The sequence below is a fragment of the Sphingomonas rubra genome (genome assembly GCF_900115745.1).
GTDB classification, from domain to species: Bacteria; Pseudomonadota; Alphaproteobacteria; order Sphingomonadales; family Sphingomonadaceae; genus Sphingomonas; species Sphingomonas rubra.
Map to the genome: position 1 here is coordinate 1 of NZ_FOXP01000017.1, position 18,370 is coordinate 18,370.

Genomic DNA, 18,370 nt, shown 5'->3' on the forward strand with positions numbered 1-18,370 from the left:
GACCCAGATACGGACATTCCTGTCCGACTCCGCGCATCTCGGAACTCGCCGTTCATTCACGTCGTGGCATGCCGCCTGCTACGGGTTTTCGCCTACCCGACCGGCTTTCCGCCGCCGTGGTTTATAAGGCAGGTCGCGACCTCGCTGAGCAGGGTCGGGCGGCGCGGAGTTAGCATGTCGTTGGTTCGACTGCTACTTATCTGGTGCAAGCCAATGAGAAGGGACCTGCCATGTCGCTGATCGTGAACGGAAAGCAGGTGCACGGCCCTGCCGATCCTCGCGTGTCCTTACTCGACCATCTGCGCGAGGACCTGCACCTCACCGGCACGAAGAAGGGCTGCAATCAAGGCGCGTGCGGGGCATGCACGGTGCTGGTGGACGGCGAGCGGATACTGTCCTGCCTTGCGCTCGCGGTGCAGTATGACGGGCGCGCGATCACGACGATCGAGGGGTTGGCCGGCGGCGACGCACTTCACCCGCTCCAGGCCGCGTTTGTCGAGCATGACGGCTTTCAATGCGGTTATTGCACCCCGGGGCAGATCTGCTCGGCGATCGGGATGGCGAGTGAGCTGGAGCGGGGGGTGCCGAGCCACGTCAGCGCCGACCTCGCCGCAGACGCGCAGTGGACGCGCGAGGAAATCCAGGAACGGATGAGTGGCAATCTGTGTCGCTGCGGCGCGCACAACGGCATCGTCGACGCGATCCGGGCCACCTTCGCGACGGAGGCGTCGGCATGACCCCCTTCGACTATGCTCGCCCCATCGACGCCGCCGATGCGCTGCGCCGGGGCGCAATCGCCGGCACCGCCTATCTCGGCGGCGGCACCAACCTGGTGGACCTGATGCGCGAGACGGTCGCCCGGCCGGAGCGGTTGGTCGACGTCAGCGGCCTGCCCGCCGCGATCGAGGAGACAGAGGATGGCGGATTGCTGATCGCCGCCGCGGTCCGCAACACCGCGCTCGCCGAGCACCGCATTGTTCGCGCGCGCTATCCCCTGCTGTCGCGCGCGATCCTGGCCGGCGCGTCGGCGCAAATCCGCAACATGGCGACGGTGGGTGGCAATTTGCTGCAACGCACGCGCTGCACCTATTTCTACGACACCGAAGGATCGCGGTGCAACAAGCGGCAGCCGGGTTCGGGGTGTGACGCACGCGAAGGCTTCAACCGCATCCACGCTGTCCTCGGCGGCTCCGACGCCTGCGTCGCGACCCATCCGTCCGACATGTGCGTCGCGCTCGCCGCGCTCGACGCGACGGTGCACGTCGACGGCCCCGCGGGACCGCGCACGATCCCCTTCGCGGACTTCCATCGCCTGCCCGGCGACCGACCCGATCGCGACACCAACCTCGAACTCGGCGACCTCGTGACGGCGGTAGCCTTGCCGCCGCTGCCGGCGGGGACGCGATCGACCTACCGCAAGGTGCGCGACCGGGCGAGCTACGCCTTCGCGCTGGTATCCGTCGCGACGACGCTCGAGCTGGAGGGCGATCGCATCAAGCAGGTCCGGATCGCGTTCGGCGGGGTCGCGCACAAGCCGTGGCGCGCCATGCGGGCGGAGGCGGCCCTGCTCGATCGCCCCGCCACGCACCAGGCCTTCCTCGATGCAGCGGCGGCGGAGTTCGTCGACGCACGCCCCTTGCGGGACAATGCCTTCAAACCGGCGCTCGCGAGCCGCACGCTGGCAGCGGTTCTGGAAGAACTGGCGATGGGAGACGCGGCATGAGCATCATCGACAGTGCCAAGCAGGCGGCGCAGGGACTGGTGCAGGGCGCCATGACGAAGCTGGTGCCGCTCGCCCCGGATAGCTGGATCCCCGGCGGCGTTCCCGATCCGCTGATCGCGCGCAAGCACGGGTTGATCGGCAAGCCCGTCTCCCGGCTCGACGGCGCGTTGAAGGTGCGCGGCGACGCCGCCTTCGCCGCGGAGCATCGCTTCGCCGACATGACCTATGCCGCACTCGCCTACGCCACGATCGCGCGCGGGCGGATCGCCGCGATCGATACCGCGGCGGCGGAGGCCGCGCCCGGCGTCGTGCTGGTGATGACTCATCTAAACGCTCCGCGGATGGCGACGCCGCCGGTTTTCGGCTCCTCGCCGTCCGCGGTCGGCCCGGCCGACCTGTCGATCCTGCAGGACGATCGCATCCACTGGAACGGACAACCGATCGCCTGCGTCCTGGCCGAGACGCAGGAGCAGGCCGATCACGCCGCTTCGCTGCTGCGCATCACCTATGGGGCGGAGCCCTCCACCACGACGCTGGCGGGCGCGAAGGCGAACGGCATCGAGCCCGGCCTGTTCATGGGGCAGCCGCTGCTGAACGAGATCGGCGATGCGGAGGCGGCCTTCGCGGCAGCGCCGCACAAGGTCGACCGCACCTATCGCACCCCGCGGCACAACCACAATCCGATCGAGCCGCATGCCGCCACCCTCGCCTGGGTCGGCGACGAACTGACGATCCACGACGCCAGCCAGATGGTCACGCAGCAGGCGCAGACGATGGCCGACACCTTCGGCCTGGCGACCGACAAGGTGCGGCTGACCTCGCCCTATGTCGGCGGCGGATTCGGCAGCAAGGGGCTGTGGGACCATCAGGTGATCGGTGCCGCGGCGGCGAAGCTGGCGCGCCGCCCGGTGCGCATCGCCCTCTCGCGCGAGGGCGTCTACCGCGTCGTCGGCGGGCGCACGCTAACCGAACAGCGCGTCGCAATCGGCGCCGATGCGGACGGACGCTTCCAGGCGCTGATCCATACCGGCCTGTCGGTCATGACGCCGCAAAACAGCATGCCCGAGCCGTTCATCCTCGGCACCCAGGCGGCCTATGCCGCGCCCAACATCCTGCTGAAGGTGGAGGTGGCGCGGATGAACATGCTCGCCAACACCTTCATGCGCGCGCCGGGCGAAGCTGTCGGCACCTTCGCGCTCGAATCCGCGATCGACGAGCTGGCGGTGGAGCTCGGCATCGATCCCGTCGAGCTGCGGCTGCGCAACGAGCCCGACAAGGACCCGACGAATGGCCTGCCCTTCTCCTCGCGCCATATCGCGCAGGCGTGGCGCGACGGGGCGGAGCGCTTCGGCTGGCACGCCCGCCCGCCGCGCAGCACGCGGCGCGAGGGCGAATGGCTGGTCGGCGTCGGCTGCGCCACGGGCACCTATCCCTATTACCGGATGCCCGGCGCGGAGGCGCGCATTACCCTGACCCGCGATGGCGACGGGGTGAAGGCGCTGGTCGAGGTCGCGGCGGCGGAGATGGGCATGGGCACGTCCACCACCACCGCGATCGTTGCGGCGGAGCGGCTGGGCCTGCCGCTCGACCGGGTCGAGGTAGGATACGGCGACAGCGCCATTCCCGGCGCGATCATGGCCGGCGGATCGCAGCAGACCGCGGCGATCGGCGCGGCGGTCATCGCCGCACAGACTGCGCTGGTCGGCGACCTCATCAAGCTCGCGGGCAACGATTCCCCGCTCGCCGGCCTGTCGCCGGACGAGGTCGGCTGCGACGACGGCGGGCTAGGCAGCCTCGCCGACCCGACGCGGCGGGAGAGCTATGCCTCGATCCTCGGCCGTTCGCAGAGAGACAGCGTATCGGCGACCAAGGCGGGGTCGCTGCCACTGGAGACGATGCACTGGTCGATGCACTCGCACAGCGCGCTGTTCTGCGAAGTTCGCGTCAACACCGTCACCGGTGAGACGCGCGTCAGCCGGTTCTTGGGCTCATTCGATTGCGGCCGCATCCTCAACCTCAAGACAGCGCGCAGTCAATTTCGCGGCGGCATCATCATGGGTCTCGGCATGGCGCTGATGGAGGAAACGCAGTTCGACGAGCGCAATGGCCGGATCATGAACCCCAGCCTTGCCGAATATCATGTGCCGGTGCACCTGGACGTGCCCGAGATCGATGTGATCTGGACCGACATCCCCGATCCTCACGCCCCTATGGGCGCGCACGGCATTGGCGAGATCGGCATCACCGGCGTCGCCGCAGCGGTCGCCAACGCGATCTATGACGCCACCGGCACCCGTGTTCGTGATCTACCAATCACCCTCGACAAGGTGATTTGAGAGGCGTGGGCAGGCGCTGGCTTCACGTGATCGCTAGTGCCAGTCAGTTGGTTCGGCCAAAGCGCGACCTGTCCGCTTACAGGCAAGATGACCCAATCCTGGTCATTCAGGCGCACCTTCCCGCTGCCCGAAACCTGCCGCTCGTTCATATGGGCGGACTGGCCGCTTGGGCGAGCTCGGTGAGCAGGTCGGAACGGCTTACTCCGTGAACTTTCCTGCCACTCAGCTTTCAGGATTGGAACGGTCGAATGCCGCCGATGCCGGCGTCACAACCGTTCGGTTGTGACGCCCAGGTAGAATGATTCGGTAGAGCGGGAGGTGCTCGTACGGCGTAGCCAATGCAGGGTGCTGGTCGCGAACAGCAGCGCGGGAACGAAGCCCAGCACCACAGCCAGGATGCGCGTCGCCAAGCCTCCGACTGTTCCATCGTGCAGCGTGCGGACCCAGCTCGCCACGGCCGTTCCGGTGCCGGCGTGGCGAACATCATGTAGCGCCAGAACCCGGCCTGAGAACTGGTCGATGAAGACGTAGCTGCCTGGGAAACGCCGATGGGGATCACCGGGCACCTGTAACCGGACGCGGATCGGCGCGTCCTGTGTACCTGGCATATCAGCGAAGACAATCCGACCCTCAGGCAGCACCCGGCGCGCTGCCGCGAACGCCTGAACGATGCTGACCCGACCGCCCCTGTCGTCGGAGGACTTCGGGGCTGGTACAGCCGTGGGCTGCAAGAGGGCTTGCGTGACGGCAGGCAGTGCCAGCAGCACGCCGGTTGCGACCAGCACGAACACCAGCGCCATGCTCCACAGGCCGGACAGCTTGTGCAGGTCGCGCAGCCGGCGGATCGGCGCGGCGTCGCGTTTGAAGGCGACCGCCTTGCGCCAGCTTCCGCGTGGCCACCACGCCACGATGCCGCTGACCAGCAACAGCAGCATCGCAACGCCCGACCAGCCCACCACCTGACCGCCGAAGTCGCCGGAGAGCAGCGCCATGTGGAGTCGGTAGAGCCAGCTCATCAAATAGCCGCCCCAAGGCTCGGCACGGACGATCAGCCTGCCATCGGGCGAGAACCAGACCATCACGCGATCGGTGTGATGGCCGTGTCCAGACGACGGGTAGAAACGCGCCGGGATAGCGCCGCCCTCGCCCGTCACCTCGATGGTCCATTTACCGGCGGGATCGTGCCAGCGGGCATGCCCTACAGCTAACGCCCGATCCCAGACCGGCGACGCCAGGTCCGGCGTACGGTCGTTCCTCCCGGCCTCGACCATGGGATGAAGCGCGGCGTCGATGCCGGTGTAGAACACAAGCGCCGACCCGGTGAGGCCCAACACCGCGAACAGCAGCCCCAGGCTCAACCCCAGCCAGAGATGGACGCGGCGCACGAGGATGCGCGCGCGCGACGCTGCCGATCGGCGGTGCCGGGTCATCAGAACCGCGTCGCCAGCGCCACCTCGAACGATCGCGGCACGCCGATAAAGACGTTAGTGGTCGGGTAGCCGGAATATTCGCCGTAGAAGGCGTTGGTGAGGTTCCTGCCGCGTAGCGTCAGGGTCGCTTGCGGCGCAACGGGCACCGACAGGCTGGCATCCAGCACGGTATGCCCGGCAACCCGAATGGTGTTGGCAGTGTCGGTGTAGAAGGCGCTGGCGTGCCGTAGGAAGCCGCCCAACGTCACCTTGTCGGCGATGGTGTAAAGCGCCGAGGCGTTGACCGTGGTTGAGGGCACATTGACAGGGCGGTTCCCGCTACGATCGATCCGCACGCCGGCAACCAGCTCCGACAGTTCGTCATATTGCGCGTCGGTGTAGGAGACGCCGCCCGACAGGCGTAGCGCCTTCAAGGGAGAGACGACACCGGACAGCTCGACGCCCTGCGACGATTGCCGCCCGCCCTGCACGGCCAGCGCCGGGTTGTTAGGATCGCGCGTCAGGATATCACGCCCTTCGATCCGGTAAGCCGCGCCGGTGACGCTCGCCCGTCCACCCCAGGCACTTGCCTTGAACCCGGCCTCATAGGCGCGGCCCTTAGTCAGCCGGAACCGGCTGTTAGCGATCGAGGCCAGCAGGATCGAGGACACCGGTGATACCGCCGTCGTATATTGCGCGTAGAGCGTCACGCCCGGTGTCACCTCCCAGGTCGTGCCGGCGCGCCACGATACGGGATCGAAGGTCGGGCTGTTGCGATCGACCGCACCGGTGACATTCTGGATGGTCGCGCGGTCCAGCTCCATGTGGTCCCAGCGCACTCCGCCGACCAGCAGCCACCTCGGCGTCAGGTTCAGCGCATCCTCCGCGAACACGGAGGTCTGTTTCAGCTTGGAGTCGAACGTGACGTTGCCGGCGGTGAAGATCGCCGTCCCGATGGGCAGCGGCACGACGGCCGGGTTGCGCACGTCCACTGCCGGGAGAGCCGAGGTGGGGGCAGTCTGACGCAGGCTGACGAAATCGGTGTCGTTATGCTCGACGCCCAGGCTGAAGCGGTTGCGGAAGCCCGCAATCCGGCCCTCGTTGCCGATCACCCCGCGCGTATTCCAGAACTGATGATCGTGGCGGAAATCCTGATAGGTCTGGCGAAAGCTGCCGTTCGGGAACGCCGCAGTGGGCGCGATGAAGGTCTGACTGTCAGCCAGCAGGAACGCCCGATCGGCGGTGTAGCCGGTCAGGTCGAGCGCGAAGGTCCACCCGCTGCCCATCGACCAGTCGAGCCGCGAGCGCACCGTCGTCTCGTCGGCACCGGAATAGGCACCTTGAGGATTGTAGTTGCGGCGGCGCAGCGCGCGATCAGCGACCAGGCCGTTCGCGCTCGTCACAGCGTCGGTCGGGCGCAGCGCATATTGTCCGGGGATTAGGGGTAGACCCTGGTAGGTGGCGTCGTAGCGATCCTCGAAATGATCAACCGCGACGAGCAGCGACAGGCGATCATTCGGCTTCCATAGAGCGCTGCCGGTCAGCCCGGCCGAGAAGGTATCGTTGTTGTCGACGTCGTAGAGGCTGTCCGACCGCTGATAGCTGGCGTCCGCCCGCACCGCGATCGTGGACGATACCGGCAGGTTGACCCCGCCGGCGGCGAACACCGTGTCGAAGCTTCCGATCGATAGCAGCGTGTCGAGGTGGCGTTCGCCCAGCACGGGCTTGCGCGTCACCTTGTTGATGACGCCGGCCAGCGCGCCCTCACCATAGAGAACCGAGGCCGGTCCCTTCAGCACCTCGACCTGATCATAGTGCCAGTTATTGCTATCGCGCTGGACGACGGTCGATGCCGATACCCGTACACCGTCCTGAAGGATCGACACCGTATTGCCGGCGAAGCCGCGCAGCGAGACGACGGCCGGGTTGCCCGGCACGTTGCCGGCGATTGCGCCTACCACTTCGTTGAACGTCTCGCGCGCGGTGCGAAGGCCGCGAACCTGGAGATCGGCCTGGGTCAGCACCTCGACGCTCGCGGGCGTCTCGCGGATCGACAGCCCGAGTCGGCTGCTCGCCTGCGCTTGGTTATCCAGCTTCAGCGGATCGCGCTGGCCGGTAACAACGATCGTCGCATCGGTGCGGTCATCGGCGGTTTCGTAGGTTTGTGCCGCGACCGGGACGGCCAGCAGCAGGCAGGGCGCAGCCGCGCCCGCCAGAAGATGTGTTCGGAGCATGGTAATACCTTTGACCGGCCTGACGCCGGGCGCGCGGGCCGCAGTTCATGGTCGCGCCGGATGAAGCGGCGCGGAATGACAGGTCAGAGGTAGGCCGGTGGTCCCCGCAGCGGAGGGCGTAGATGGGCTAGACGTCCGGGTGCCGGCGGGACTTTGGCGATCAAGCCGAAGGCCAGAATGAAGGCGATCAGCGCGGCGAGCTGGAGGGGGTTGATCGGCCCCAGCATCGCGGCCGACAGGCTCGAGAAAGCGCAGGGCATCTCCGCCTTGCCGTGATCCTTCGATTTGCCGTGGTCAGGCATTTCCATCGTCATCGTGCGCGGCGCGGTGCCCGAACAGATGGTGATAGTGATGCGGCCGTGATCGCTGTCGATCATATAACCGGTGGGGACGAGCAGCTTCAGCAGCAGCGTCGCCGCGCAGATCAGCACGGTAAGGTGGCGTTGCGCTAGAAGATGCCGGACTGCCTGCACGGGGAGCGACCTACCTTTGCCCGCAGGTCGTGTCACTTGGACATTCCGCCTCAGCTTGCTCAGGTGTCACGACCGGTCGGTTGTGACACCGCAGGTCCTACTATGGTTTTCCAAGGGTCTTCGTGTGTCAGAACCCCGGTTCAGAGTGTGCGCTCGCGAGAGCGGCAACGTGCCTCGGCTTACGACCTCCCTCGGATCGTAAGCCGACTGGCCGCTCCGCGGCCGGACCGACCCACAAGCGGCCGCTCCTGAAGCCATTTGCAATTCCGAACTTCGGACGTTCGTTCACCTAGCTCCCGGCGCTCGGCCGATTATCCGCATATGCTCTGACAGTGCCTTCTCGATGGTTGCCACCACGTGAAAGGACAGCACCTGTGTCATGTTAGTGACACCTCGTCAGAATGCGTCATCAGGTGGGTGCAGCTGACGGCTTTCACTACTTTACACCAAGCCGGCGGACGCCTCATCCTCCCGGATATAGCCGCAGTCACAACGTAAGTGTCGAGGACTGCGGCAGATCAAGGGGCTAACGAGCGCAATGGCGTGTCCGGGTCCTGACAAGAGGGGATGCAAACGATGACCGGTAGAAAGATCGTGCGGGCGGCTCTTATTCGGGGCGTCGCGTTGCGCCCAATCGCCCTCATTGCCTGCGGCGTCGCCGCGTCGACCTTCTCGGCTGCGCCTGCAACCGCGCAGGACTATCAAAACGTCACCGCGTCCGGCCGCGTCCGCAGCACAAACGGCGAAGGGATCGCCAACGCCACGGTGACCGTGACCTCAGATGCGCAGGGCTTTACGCGCACTACGACGACCGACGCTAGCGGCACCTTCCGCGTCGCGCAGCTGCCTGCAGGCAGCTACACTTTCAACGTGTCTGCCCCAGGCTTCACCGCGTACAATGAAACGGGAGTCGCAATCACGCTCCAGCGGGCGGCGAACGACTTCACCCTCCAGCCAGAAAGCGTAGCGGAGGGTGAAGAGATTGTCGTGACCGCAGGCCGCGTCCAGGTGGCTGATTTCAATCGAAACACGGTCGGCACGGTCGTGGAGCTAGGCGAACTCGCCACGCGAGTGCCAGTGGCGCGAGATATCAGTTCGGTTGTGCAGCTGTCACCGGGTACCACCTCCGGCGACACGGCTTTCGGCAACCAGCCCAACATCAGTGGGTCGTCGGTTGCCGAGAATGCCTTCTTCATCAACGGCCTGAACACCACCAACTTCCGCACCCAGATCGGCGCGGTCACCATCCCGTTCGAATTCTACCAGACCGTTGAAATTAAGAACGGCGGCTTCCAAGCCGAATTCGGACGCGCCACCGGCGGCATCGTGAACGCGGTAAGCAAGTCTGGCTCGAACGAATTCCATGGCGGCATCCTGTTCAACTGGGAACCCGACGATCTACTGAGCGACGCGCCCAACACGCTGGTCCGCGACAACGACGCCCGCGAACTCGACCGGCAGGACTTCATCGCTCAGCTGTCCGGGCCGATCATCAAGGACAAGCTGTTCTTCTACGCGCTGTACAACGCACGTAACGTAACGAGCGCGACGGCGGTGACTGCGTTCGGTGGCGGGACGCTGGCCAATCCGACGATCGTCGGCAGCCAGTATTTTAGAGAGAAGAGCGACAGCCCGTATTACGCCTTCAAGGTCGACTTTACGCCCTTCGATGGGCAGCGACTGGAAGGGACGTTCTTCGACACGCGCAACCTGGTGCAGCGCGACGTGTTCGGCACGGTCGCCAGCGGCCGTCGGTACAACCCGACGACGAACGATCCCGGCAACTACGACTCGACCACCATTTTCCGCACTGGCGGGATCAACTTCGTCGGTCGCTATACCGGTACCTTCACCGACTGGCTCACCATCTCCGGCGCTTATGGCCAAAATCGCGACCGCGATACGATCGAGACAAGTAGTCCTGATCTGGCGAGCGTCGTCGATGGGCGCGGCGGCCTGAACGTCTCAATCGGCAATCCCATCGCCAACAACGAGACAAACTTCGACCGACGGGAATTCTTCCGCGGCGACATCGACGTGTTCGTGAACCTGCTCGGCTCGCATCACTTCCGCGGCGGTTACGATCGGGAGAACCTGACCACCAGGATCGTCACTCAATCTAACGGCATCGGTCAGATCACGTTGCTGGACGGTTCGCCTACTGACGAGTTCGGCATCACGACGGGCCAGTACGCGCAGATCCGCAGCTTCGTGAATGGCGGCACGTTCCGTTCCAAGAACGAAGCTTATTACATCCAAGATGATTGGTCGCTGTTTGGCAACAGGATCAACCTGCAGCTCGGCGTACGCAACGACCGGTTCCTCAATCGGACAATCGACGGAACTGCCTACTATCGGTCGGGTGACCAGTGGGGGCCGCGCCTTGGCATCAGCGGCGATCCGCTGGGCGACGGAACGACCAAGGCCTACGGCTCCTTCGGCCGGTACTTCCTGCCGATCGCGGCAAGCACCAACAACCGCCTAGGTGGCGCGGAGCTCGATCAAGAACGCTTCTTCCGGTTCAGCGGCCTCGGTGCGAGCAGCCAGCCGATCCTGACGACCCAACTTACGCCCAGGAACGGCGAGCCATGCCTGGCGGGGCTAGCTGGCAGCTGCCTCGTCCGCAATGACGGTGCGGCAGGCGACCCGACGTCGCTCATCGCTGGCAATCTGGAGTCCCAGTCGGTTGACGAGTACATCCTCGGCATCGAGCGCCGGTTCGGCAAATTTCGCGTCAACGTCTTCGGGACCTACAAGAACCTGAATCAGAGCCTGGAGGATTCGGCGATCGATCCGGCGGTTCGCGCCTTCTGCAATGCAAACAACCTAAACCGCCCGAACGCGGACGGCCAAACCTGTCAGACGATCTTCAGCGGCACGCACCAGTACGTGCTCATCAATCCGGGCAACAACGCGGTGGTGACGCTGAGCGATCCGATCAACGGCGAGACCGGTCTGCGTACCATCGAGCTGTCGGCGGAGGCGCTTCAATACCCGCGGGCGGTGCGCAGGTACCGCGCCATGACCTTCCAGGTCCAACGCGATTTCGACGGTCGTTGGGGCGGCGAATTCTCGTACACCTACTCGAGCCTCGTAGGTAATACGGAGGGCGGTGTCCGTTCCGACAACGGTCAGGACGATACCGGCGCTACGGTGGACTTCGATCTACCAGGGCTGGCTGACGGAACCTTCGGCTACTCGCCCAACCATCGCCGTCACAACTTCAAGCTGTTCGGCTCCTACGCACCGTTCGAATGGCTGACGCTGGGCGCCAACGCCCAAGTGACCTCGCCGCGCAAGTTCGGCTGTCTCGGAACGGTGCCTGCGTCGCGTGATCCTGACGCGTCCGCGTTGTACGGCCCCAGCGGTACTTACTGTAACTTGAATTCGGACGGATCGGTCAGGACGACTCCCGCAGCGGCTGGCGAGGTACTGCCACCGCGGCAGATCGTGCGTCGTGGAACCGCGTTCAATTCTGATTGGCTCTACTCCTTGAACCTAGATGCCACGGTGAAGGTGCCGACCGATACGTTCGACGGCTTCTTCCGTGTGTCTGTCCTCAATGTGTTTGATACGCAGCAACAGCTCGACTTTCAGGAGATCGGTACGACCAACGGCGGCGCGCCACGCGCCGATTACGGCGCGGTCAACGCTTATCAGGCGCCGCGATCGGTACGCCTTCAGTTCGGCGTCAACTTCTAGCGATTGCTTATGCTCAGATAGCCGGCCCCTTTCGGGGGGCCGGTTCTTTTATCGCCAGTCGCTTGAGAAAAATGTCAAATTAGGTGTTTAGTCCCAGCACCTAGTGTTCGGCTTGATGATGAACCGCTCTGGCTCTGCCGTCCAAATCTAGACTGTTGGTGGGCGTTGAAGAAGGCCACTGCCCAGGAAGAAGTAAGTCTCTCAAAAGTGCTGTCACAGCAACGCGGCACACCGCCTTGAAATAGAGTTCTACCCATCCGTCTGCCGATCCGCAGGCAAACGTCGACCGATCTCAGAAACATTGAACAAAATCGTGACAATGACAGCAGAGGCAGCAAAGCTCAGTTGGCCGAGTTGTCTATCACCACAGAGCCAGATGGTGCTTTCAGTCTAGTCTAAAGCAGCCCGCTCTCCACACAATGCACCTGGATTATAAAGGTATCGGCCTAGCTGGCGAGTACCTGCCACTCCACCAGCATGGCGGAGCGTCGTTCTCGGTAGGTCTGTCTGTCGATGAGGTGGCGTTCCAGGCTGAAGAGGTTGTGGAGGCTGGCGTGGACAGAGGTGAAGTTTTGTAAGCTATTTATCTGTCGAAAGCGGAGCATCGCCTGTTCTCATCGTCGGACGGGCAGTTGGCTGTTCTCAGCCGGCATTTAATGTCCAAAGAAAGCTGAGCCAATTGCTGGCAGCTAATCTGACCCACTTTTGGTCGTTGAGACCGGCCTTTTCGCTCCCCAACTTCGGCCGCTCGTTTATGCCGTCGCAGTGGCCGCTATCGGCACTTGAAATTATCCGGCTGGTCGCCTCAGTTTGGTGGAAAGCGTACGTTGATTGAGCCATGCTCAGACTCTCGATGGGGGAGGGGCAGAATGCATATCAATGAAGCACAGCAGGATTTTAGACGCGCTTACGTTGGCGGAAGTCCAGGTGTGTTAGTCTCGGGATTAGTGTGGCTGGCAGCGGCAATTACGTCGCAAGGCCATGGTGTCGGGCGCGGTTTCGCGGTGCTCTTCATCGGTGGGATGATCATCCATCCGCTCAGCACGGTCCTGTGTCGCAAAGTTTTTGGTCGTGCGAAGGAAGTCGCTGGAAACCCGCTGGCCGGCGCAGCGCTGGAAAGCACTATTTCTATGATCGGCGGCCTTGTTGCCGCTTGGCTACTAATCCCCCTACGCGCCGAGTACGTCTTTGCGGTTGCGGCAATCGCCGCGGGCACTCGTTACGCCATGTTTAAGACCATCTACGGCGACCGATTGTTCTGGCTGTTGGCAGGCTTGATGAGCGGCGTTGGTGTGCTGGTGATTTTCGGCGCAGTCCCGTCCCTGTCTCCAGCATTCGCGGTTGGAGGGCTTGAGGTGATATTTGCAGGCATCTTCCTGGCACGCAACCTGCGTTCGCGACCGCTTACTACTTAAAGAACGAGCACGCGACGGCGATTTCACGAGCCGCCCGAACCTGGATGCTTAATTGTCCGCTATCGGCCCAAGGAGACGTTTGCTGCTAGACCCAAACCGCATTCCGCTCCGCTGGCGGCGGAGCGCCTCCACCACACTCTATCGCTGGGCCGGGACGGGCAACGTGCTGCTCTTCATCGCCGTGCTCCTCAAGACCGGCGACTGGAAAGGACTGGTTTTCGCGGTGCTGCTCTTTGCCGGCACGCTCGCAATCGAATGGCTCGATCGCAGCTACCGCGTCTCCTACGACGGGGAGGCGGTCTACATGCGACCGCACGGCATCACCTGGACATTGGCTCGCTGGCGCGAGAGCCGGATTGCCTTCGCTGATATTGTCGCTGCCACTGCAGAGTGGGGCGCGCGCTCCCCTCGCTACGACAACCACTTCACGCCTTTCGAGTTCGTGCAGCTCCACGGCCAGCGAGAGAACGACGAGCCGGTCTCGCTGGTCGGAGGTGAACTGTACGGCGAGGACCTGCGTGAGCTTCTCGCCGTAATCGAAACGCGCGCGCCCGGAACGCTGGACGACGACGTGCGCGCTTGGCTTGCGAGCAATCGACGGTTTTGAAACGACCGGCAGCACGGCGCTCAGCGCAGGCTAATGTCGCATGCCGGCGAAACCATGCGTTAAGAGACTGCGAATACAAGAGGATACTGTTTGCAAGGTATCCATATGGCAAAGCTGCTTGATCACGTGGTTAACGAGGAGGCGCGGCTGAATGCGCTGCGTGATCTTCGGTTGCTCGACAGCCCTCCCAGCGACAGCTTCGATCGGCTGACGCGCCTCGCCAGCCAGTTGCTCGCAGCGCCCGTGTCGACGATCTCGCTGACGGACAGCGATCGGCAATGGTTCAAGAGCAAGGTCGGCGTCGACCTGACCGAGATCCCGCGCGAGCAAGCGCCATGCGCCTACGCGATCGAGGGTGACGGCGTCTTCGTTGTTCCCGACCTGTCAGTCGACCCGCGCTTCATCGGCTCGCCGCTGGTCCAGTCGGGCATTCGGTTCTACGCCGGCGCTCCGCTGTTCACGCGCGAGGGCCACGGCCTCGGCACATTGTGCGTGGTGGACGACAAGGCGCGCAACCTGCGCGAGGGCGAGGAGCAGGTGTTGCTCGATCTCGCCGGCATGGTGATGAGCCAGATTGAGCTCCAGAACCGCGTCGGCCGCGTCGATCCGGTGACCGGCTACGCCAACCAGTTCCAGTTGTTCGAGGATCTCGACGATCTCGCCCGGCGCGAGCCAGGCGCCCCAGCGACACTGCTGTCGGTTGACGTACTGTCACCTACACGCACCGAATATGCCGCCCGTGTGCTAGGTAGCGAATGCGTCGGCACGCTGATGCAGCAGGCGCTCGGCGTCGTGCTCCGTGCGGCGGGCAACAGCGCGCGCATCTACCATGCCGATCGAACGCGATGCGTGCTGCTGTTGGAGGGTGGACTGCTCGATAGCGCCGCATCGGCCGATCGCGTTACAACGGTACTGCGCGACCCGATTTCATGCAGTGGCGTGCCGGTCAGCGCGGACCCGTCGGTTGGAATCTTCGACTTCGTGCTGGGAGAGGTGTCGCCGCGCGACGCATTCAAGCGCGCATCCAACGCTGCCGATGACGCTCGCGAGAGTGCTCAAGGCAAGGCACGGTACAATCCGGCGAGTGACCAGCGCAACGCCCGGCGCTTCGCGCTACTCAACGACTTCAATGCCGCGCTGGCGGCTTCCGATCAGCTGTCACTCGTCTATCAGCCCCGCATCGAACTGGCTTCCGGCCGGCGCTGCGGAGTCGAGGCGCTGATCCGCTGGACGCATCCACAACTTGGCGCGGTATCGCCGGGCGAGTTCGTGCCGTTGGTTGAGCAGACGGCGCTCGGTCGACCGATGACCGACTGGGTGGTGAGGGCGGCAATCGCGCAAGCTCGGCGGTGGATGGCAGGCGGCACGCCGATGCCAGTATCGATCAACGCCTCGGCCATGAACCTCGACGAGGAGGACTTTGCCGAGCGGATGCTGGCAACTGCCACGAGAGCGGGCATCGATCCGGCGCACCTGGAACTGGAGTTTACCGAGAGCGCCATCGCGCGCGATCCCGACCGCGTGATCGGCCAGTTGCGTGAACTGCAGGCGCAGGGCGTCGCCATCGCCATCGACGATTTCGGGACGGGGTACAGCAACCTCTCATACCTGCAACAGCTGCCTGTCTCGGTGCTCAAGATCGACCAAGCCTTTGTCCGTGACATGCTGACGTCGGGCAGGGACCGGTTGCTGGTCAAAACCATGATCGCGATGGGGCATGATCTCGGCTACCGCGTGGTGGCGGAGGGGATCGAGACGCAGGCGGCCTTCGACATGCTTGCCGAATGGGGCTGCGACGAAGGGCAGGGCTATCTGATGTCGCGTCCGCTGCCGGCCGAGCAGCTGTTCGCCGGCGGGCGTGCGGCCTGTGCTGCGTAGCATGTCGAGCGGTTATCCTTGCACCGCCAAGGTAGAGGCGCAGCGCCTGACGACCCTGGCGGGATTTGATCTGCTCGACACGCCGCACGAAGCCGAGTTCGACACCGTCGTTGCGCTTGCATGCCGGCTGTTCGACTGCCCCATCGCGACCATCACGCTGGTCGACGAGCATCGCCAATGGTTCAAGGCGAAGCGCGGTCTCGACGGTGACGGTTGCTCACGCGAGCAGTCGATCTGCGCGTTGGCCATGTACGAGCCCGACATGCTCGTCGTCGAAGATCTGCGTCTTGATCCCCGCTTCGCCGACAATCCCATCGTGGTCGGCCACCCGCATGCGCGCTTCTACGCCGGGGTGCCGCTGTGCCCCGGCGATCTCGGCGAGCCGGGCATCGGCACTTTGTGTGTCATCGGCACCGAGCCGCGTCGCTTCGCGCCAGCGGACGCAAGCCTGCTTCGCGATCTCGGCGGATTAGTGTGCACCATCATCCGTGCCCGCCGATCGGCGGCAGCAACGTTGCGCCTCTCCGAGGAGGTGAGAAGCAGCGCCAACCTCATCAGCCAGCAGAACGCCCAGCTCCGACAGGCGGAACGGATGGTCGGCGTCGGATCATGGCGCCTCGACCTGCGAGATAAGTCGATAATCTGGTCGGATCAGGTTTTTGCCATTCACGGCCTGCCCGTCGGCGAGATCCCCGACTACGACACCGCGCTCTCCTTTTATCCGCCGACAGAACGCACGCACGTCTCCGCTTGCATCGATCGGGCGGCGAACAAGGGTGAGGCGTTTGATTTCGAGAGCGACTTCATCACCGCAACCGGGCTCAAGCGACGGGTCCGCAGCATGGGCGAGGCGCAGATCGCAGGCGGCTCAGTGGTTGCGTTGACCGGCGTGTTCCAGGACGTGACCGAGCGGTATGAACGCGAGCACCAGCTGCGCAAGACAGCCAGCACCGACGCGCTGACCGGACTGGCTAACCGGCGGTCGTTCGAGAAGAGGTTGAACGAAGCGTTCGAGCACGCGCGCGACCGGAACGAACCGCTGGCGTTGCTGATGCTGGACCTCGACGGCTTCAAGGCGGTGAACGATACCTTAGGCCACGGCGCCGGCGATGAGGTACTGGCCGAGGTCTCACGACGTCTGCGCACGCCTACGCTCAGCCAGCTGTTCGCCGCACGTCTCGGCGGTGACGAGTTTGTCCTGCTAGCCACGAGGCCGCGGGATTGCGCGGATCTGGAAACGATCATTCAAACGACGCTCGGCGAACTGCGCTACGCTGTGACACGGTCCGGGCACCGCCTGCCCGTATCGGCGACAATCGGTGCGGCTCTGCTGGATGACGACGTGCAAACATCGACTGACCTGCTGCACCACGCTGACCTCGCACTCTATGCAGCGAAGAAGAGCGAACGTGGCACCGGACGGGTGTTCGGACAATCATCCGTTATCCGCCCGGTGCCGAAGCGGCCACTGCTAATGTCAGTGGCCTGACACGCCGCAGGCTTTTCAAACGGCGAAGATGAGATGATGCCACTTGGCTCGCCGCTTATTTTGCTGACGAGTGTCAAAAGTCTGCTGAAGCAGCGCCGCGGTAAGGCTGTTCTCCTCCATCTCTGCTATAGCAAGGGCATCAACGATCGCAGCGGCTGATCCATCATATTTCGAGTCAGTCATATATTTGCTCCGCGCAAGCGGAGCCTGCGTTAGACATGCACATCCTTTATCAATATGAGTTAAATATGGCTTTCACCCGAAGATTGCCATGTACACTATCAAGATGATCAAACTTCACAACTTGGTGAGCGTCACCTTGGACGGGATGATGAGCCTGTCAAAGTCACAGACCACATATCGGAGCTCAAATGCCAGTTCATCGTCCATCGCTTGCGCGACTATGTGATGGCCATTGATGTCTCGGACATGCCCATCCAGGCTCAGGAGATGATCCACGCCATGGGCCAGCACATGGCCACAATGCCGAAAGCACGGGCACTGGCGATCGTGACCGGCAAGTCGCTCGCGCATGCAGATCCGACGCTTGTTCAAGCAGCCGTACGCTCGCATCACCGCGACCGTCGATGACGGCCGTGCCTGGGTGTCACACGGTACGGAGCCAGCGATCAGCTAGGCATCGAACCAGCGGCCGATCAATCGGCAGTAACGACACGATCTAAGCGCCTATACGGTGCTGTCAGTTTAATGCGAACCCTCTGTACACGATGGACGTCAGTCTTTGAGGGCAGGGGCATGAGGTGGCCCCCTAAATGACCTGACAGGATCTCGCTCTTGGATAAGAGTGAGGCATATGACTGACGGTACGACCAGGCGTTACAATGACGGCGAGGTCCTTTCCGGTGTTCAGCGCCGGAGGCGATGGACACCGGAAGAGAAGGTCCGGATCGTCGAGGAGACGTATTTGCCCGGCATGAGCGTGTCGCTCGTCGCCCGGCAGCATGGCATCAGCGGCAGCCAGGTCTTCACGTGGCGCAGGCTGATGAACCAGGGCGCGTTGACCGCCGCGGCAGCCGGCGAGGAAGTGGTGCCGGCGTCCGAGTACCGCGCCTTAGAGACGCAGGTGCGCGAGCTGCAACGGCT

14 protein-coding genes and 1 pseudogene are annotated in these 18,370 nt (G+C 63.9%); 10 read left to right on the forward strand and 5 right to left on the reverse strand.

Annotation, left to right across the window (positions count from 1 at the left end; all coding sequences use genetic code 11):
- The first annotated feature begins 230 nt into the window (after positions 1–230).
- From BM145_RS15145 to BM145_RS15155, 3 genes are read left to right on the forward strand one after another with little or no spacing between them, the layout of a single operon-like run.
- Positions 231–737 carry a 2Fe-2S iron-sulfur cluster-binding protein gene (locus BM145_RS15145; protein ID WP_093334444.1) on the forward strand — a complete coding sequence of 169 codons (507 nt, stop codon included), beginning with the start codon at positions 231–233 and terminating at the stop codon, positions 735–737.
- Positions 734–1,723: an FAD binding domain-containing protein gene (locus BM145_RS15150; protein WP_093334445.1), complete on the forward strand. Its 990-nt coding sequence runs from the start codon at positions 734–736 to the stop codon at positions 1,721–1,723. Before BM145_RS15145 ends, BM145_RS15150 begins: the two co-directional genes overlap by 4 nt.
- Positions 1,720–4,059 carry a xanthine dehydrogenase family protein molybdopterin-binding subunit gene (locus tag BM145_RS15155; protein WP_093334485.1) on the forward strand — a complete coding sequence of 780 codons (2,340 nt, stop codon included), beginning with the start codon at positions 1,720–1,722 and terminating at the stop codon, positions 4,057–4,059. Before BM145_RS15150 ends, BM145_RS15155 begins: the two co-directional genes overlap by 4 nt.
- A 266-nt stretch (positions 4,060–4,325) precedes the next feature.
- Here the strand turns inward: BM145_RS15155 and BM145_RS15160 are convergent, their stop codons facing one another.
- From BM145_RS15160 to BM145_RS15170, 3 genes are all read right to left on the reverse strand, one after another.
- The gene (locus BM145_RS15160; protein WP_093334486.1) at positions 4,326–5,489 is read right to left on the reverse strand and encodes a PepSY-associated TM helix domain-containing protein; all 1,164 of its coding nucleotides are present in this window, start codon (positions 5,487–5,489) and stop codon (positions 4,326–4,328) included.
- Positions 5,489–7,702: a TonB-dependent receptor gene (locus BM145_RS15165; RefSeq protein WP_093334487.1), complete on the reverse strand. Its 2,214-nt coding sequence runs from the start codon at positions 7,700–7,702 to the stop codon at positions 5,489–5,491. Before BM145_RS15165 ends, BM145_RS15160 begins: the two co-directional genes overlap by 1 nt.
- 83 nt (positions 7,703–7,785) lie before the next feature.
- Entirely contained in the window at positions 7,786–8,133 is a 348-nt protein-coding gene (locus tag BM145_RS15170) for a DUF2946 family protein (RefSeq protein WP_245739405.1), read from the reverse strand.
- A 618-nt stretch (positions 8,134–8,751) separates the two neighbouring features.
- Between BM145_RS15170 and BM145_RS15175 the strand changes: the two genes are divergently transcribed.
- The gene (locus BM145_RS15175; protein WP_177200241.1) at positions 8,752–11,877 is read left to right on the forward strand and encodes a TonB-dependent receptor; all 3,126 of its coding nucleotides are present in this window, start codon (positions 8,752–8,754) and stop codon (positions 11,875–11,877) included.
- A 446-nt stretch (positions 11,878–12,323) separates the two neighbouring features.
- On the opposite strand, the pseudogene BM145_RS16640 reads toward BM145_RS15175, so the two are convergent.
- Positions 12,324–12,521 (reverse strand): annotated as a pseudogene (locus tag BM145_RS16640) (IS6 family transposase); the annotation flags it as partial.
- A gap of 225 nt (positions 12,522–12,746) precedes the next feature.
- On the opposite strand from BM145_RS16640, the gene BM145_RS15180 reads away from it, so the two are divergent.
- From BM145_RS15180 to BM145_RS15195, 4 genes are all read left to right on the forward strand, one after another.
- A complete protein-coding gene (locus BM145_RS15180) occupies positions 12,747–13,292 on the forward strand; it encodes a DUF7010 family protein (protein WP_143090212.1) in 546 nt (181 codons plus the stop codon).
- 163 nt (positions 13,293–13,455) lie between these two features.
- Positions 13,456–13,899: a hypothetical protein gene (locus BM145_RS15185; protein ID WP_143090213.1), complete on the forward strand. Its 444-nt coding sequence runs from the start codon at positions 13,456–13,458 to the stop codon at positions 13,897–13,899.
- Between the two features lie 105 nt (positions 13,900–14,004).
- Positions 14,005–15,777, forward strand: a complete 1,773-nt coding sequence (locus tag BM145_RS15190) for a sensor domain-containing phosphodiesterase (RefSeq protein ID WP_093334492.1) — start codon at positions 14,005–14,007, stop codon at positions 15,775–15,777.
- A 1-nt stretch (position 15,778) separates the two neighbouring features.
- Positions 15,779–17,266, forward strand: coding sequence for a diguanylate cyclase domain-containing protein (locus BM145_RS15195; protein ID WP_093334493.1), 1,488 nt, complete (start codon positions 15,779–15,781; stop codon positions 17,264–17,266).
- Between the two features lie 15 nt (positions 17,267–17,281).
- Here BM145_RS15195 and BM145_RS16170 read toward each other — a convergent pair whose 3' ends face one another.
- Positions 17,282–17,449: a hypothetical protein gene (locus BM145_RS16170; RefSeq protein ID WP_177200242.1), complete on the reverse strand. Its 168-nt coding sequence runs from the start codon at positions 17,447–17,449 to the stop codon at positions 17,282–17,284.
- 210 nt (positions 17,450–17,659) lie between these two features.
- Between BM145_RS16170 and BM145_RS15810 the strand changes: the two genes are divergently transcribed.
- A complete protein-coding gene (locus tag BM145_RS15810) occupies positions 17,660–17,857 on the forward strand; it encodes a hypothetical protein (protein ID WP_143090214.1) in 198 nt (65 codons plus the stop codon).
- 223 nt (positions 17,858–18,080) lie between these two features.
- Positions 18,081–18,370, forward strand: a 290-nt coding sequence (locus BM145_RS15200; RefSeq protein ID WP_143090201.1) for a transposase, incomplete at its 3' end; no start/stop codon positions are given.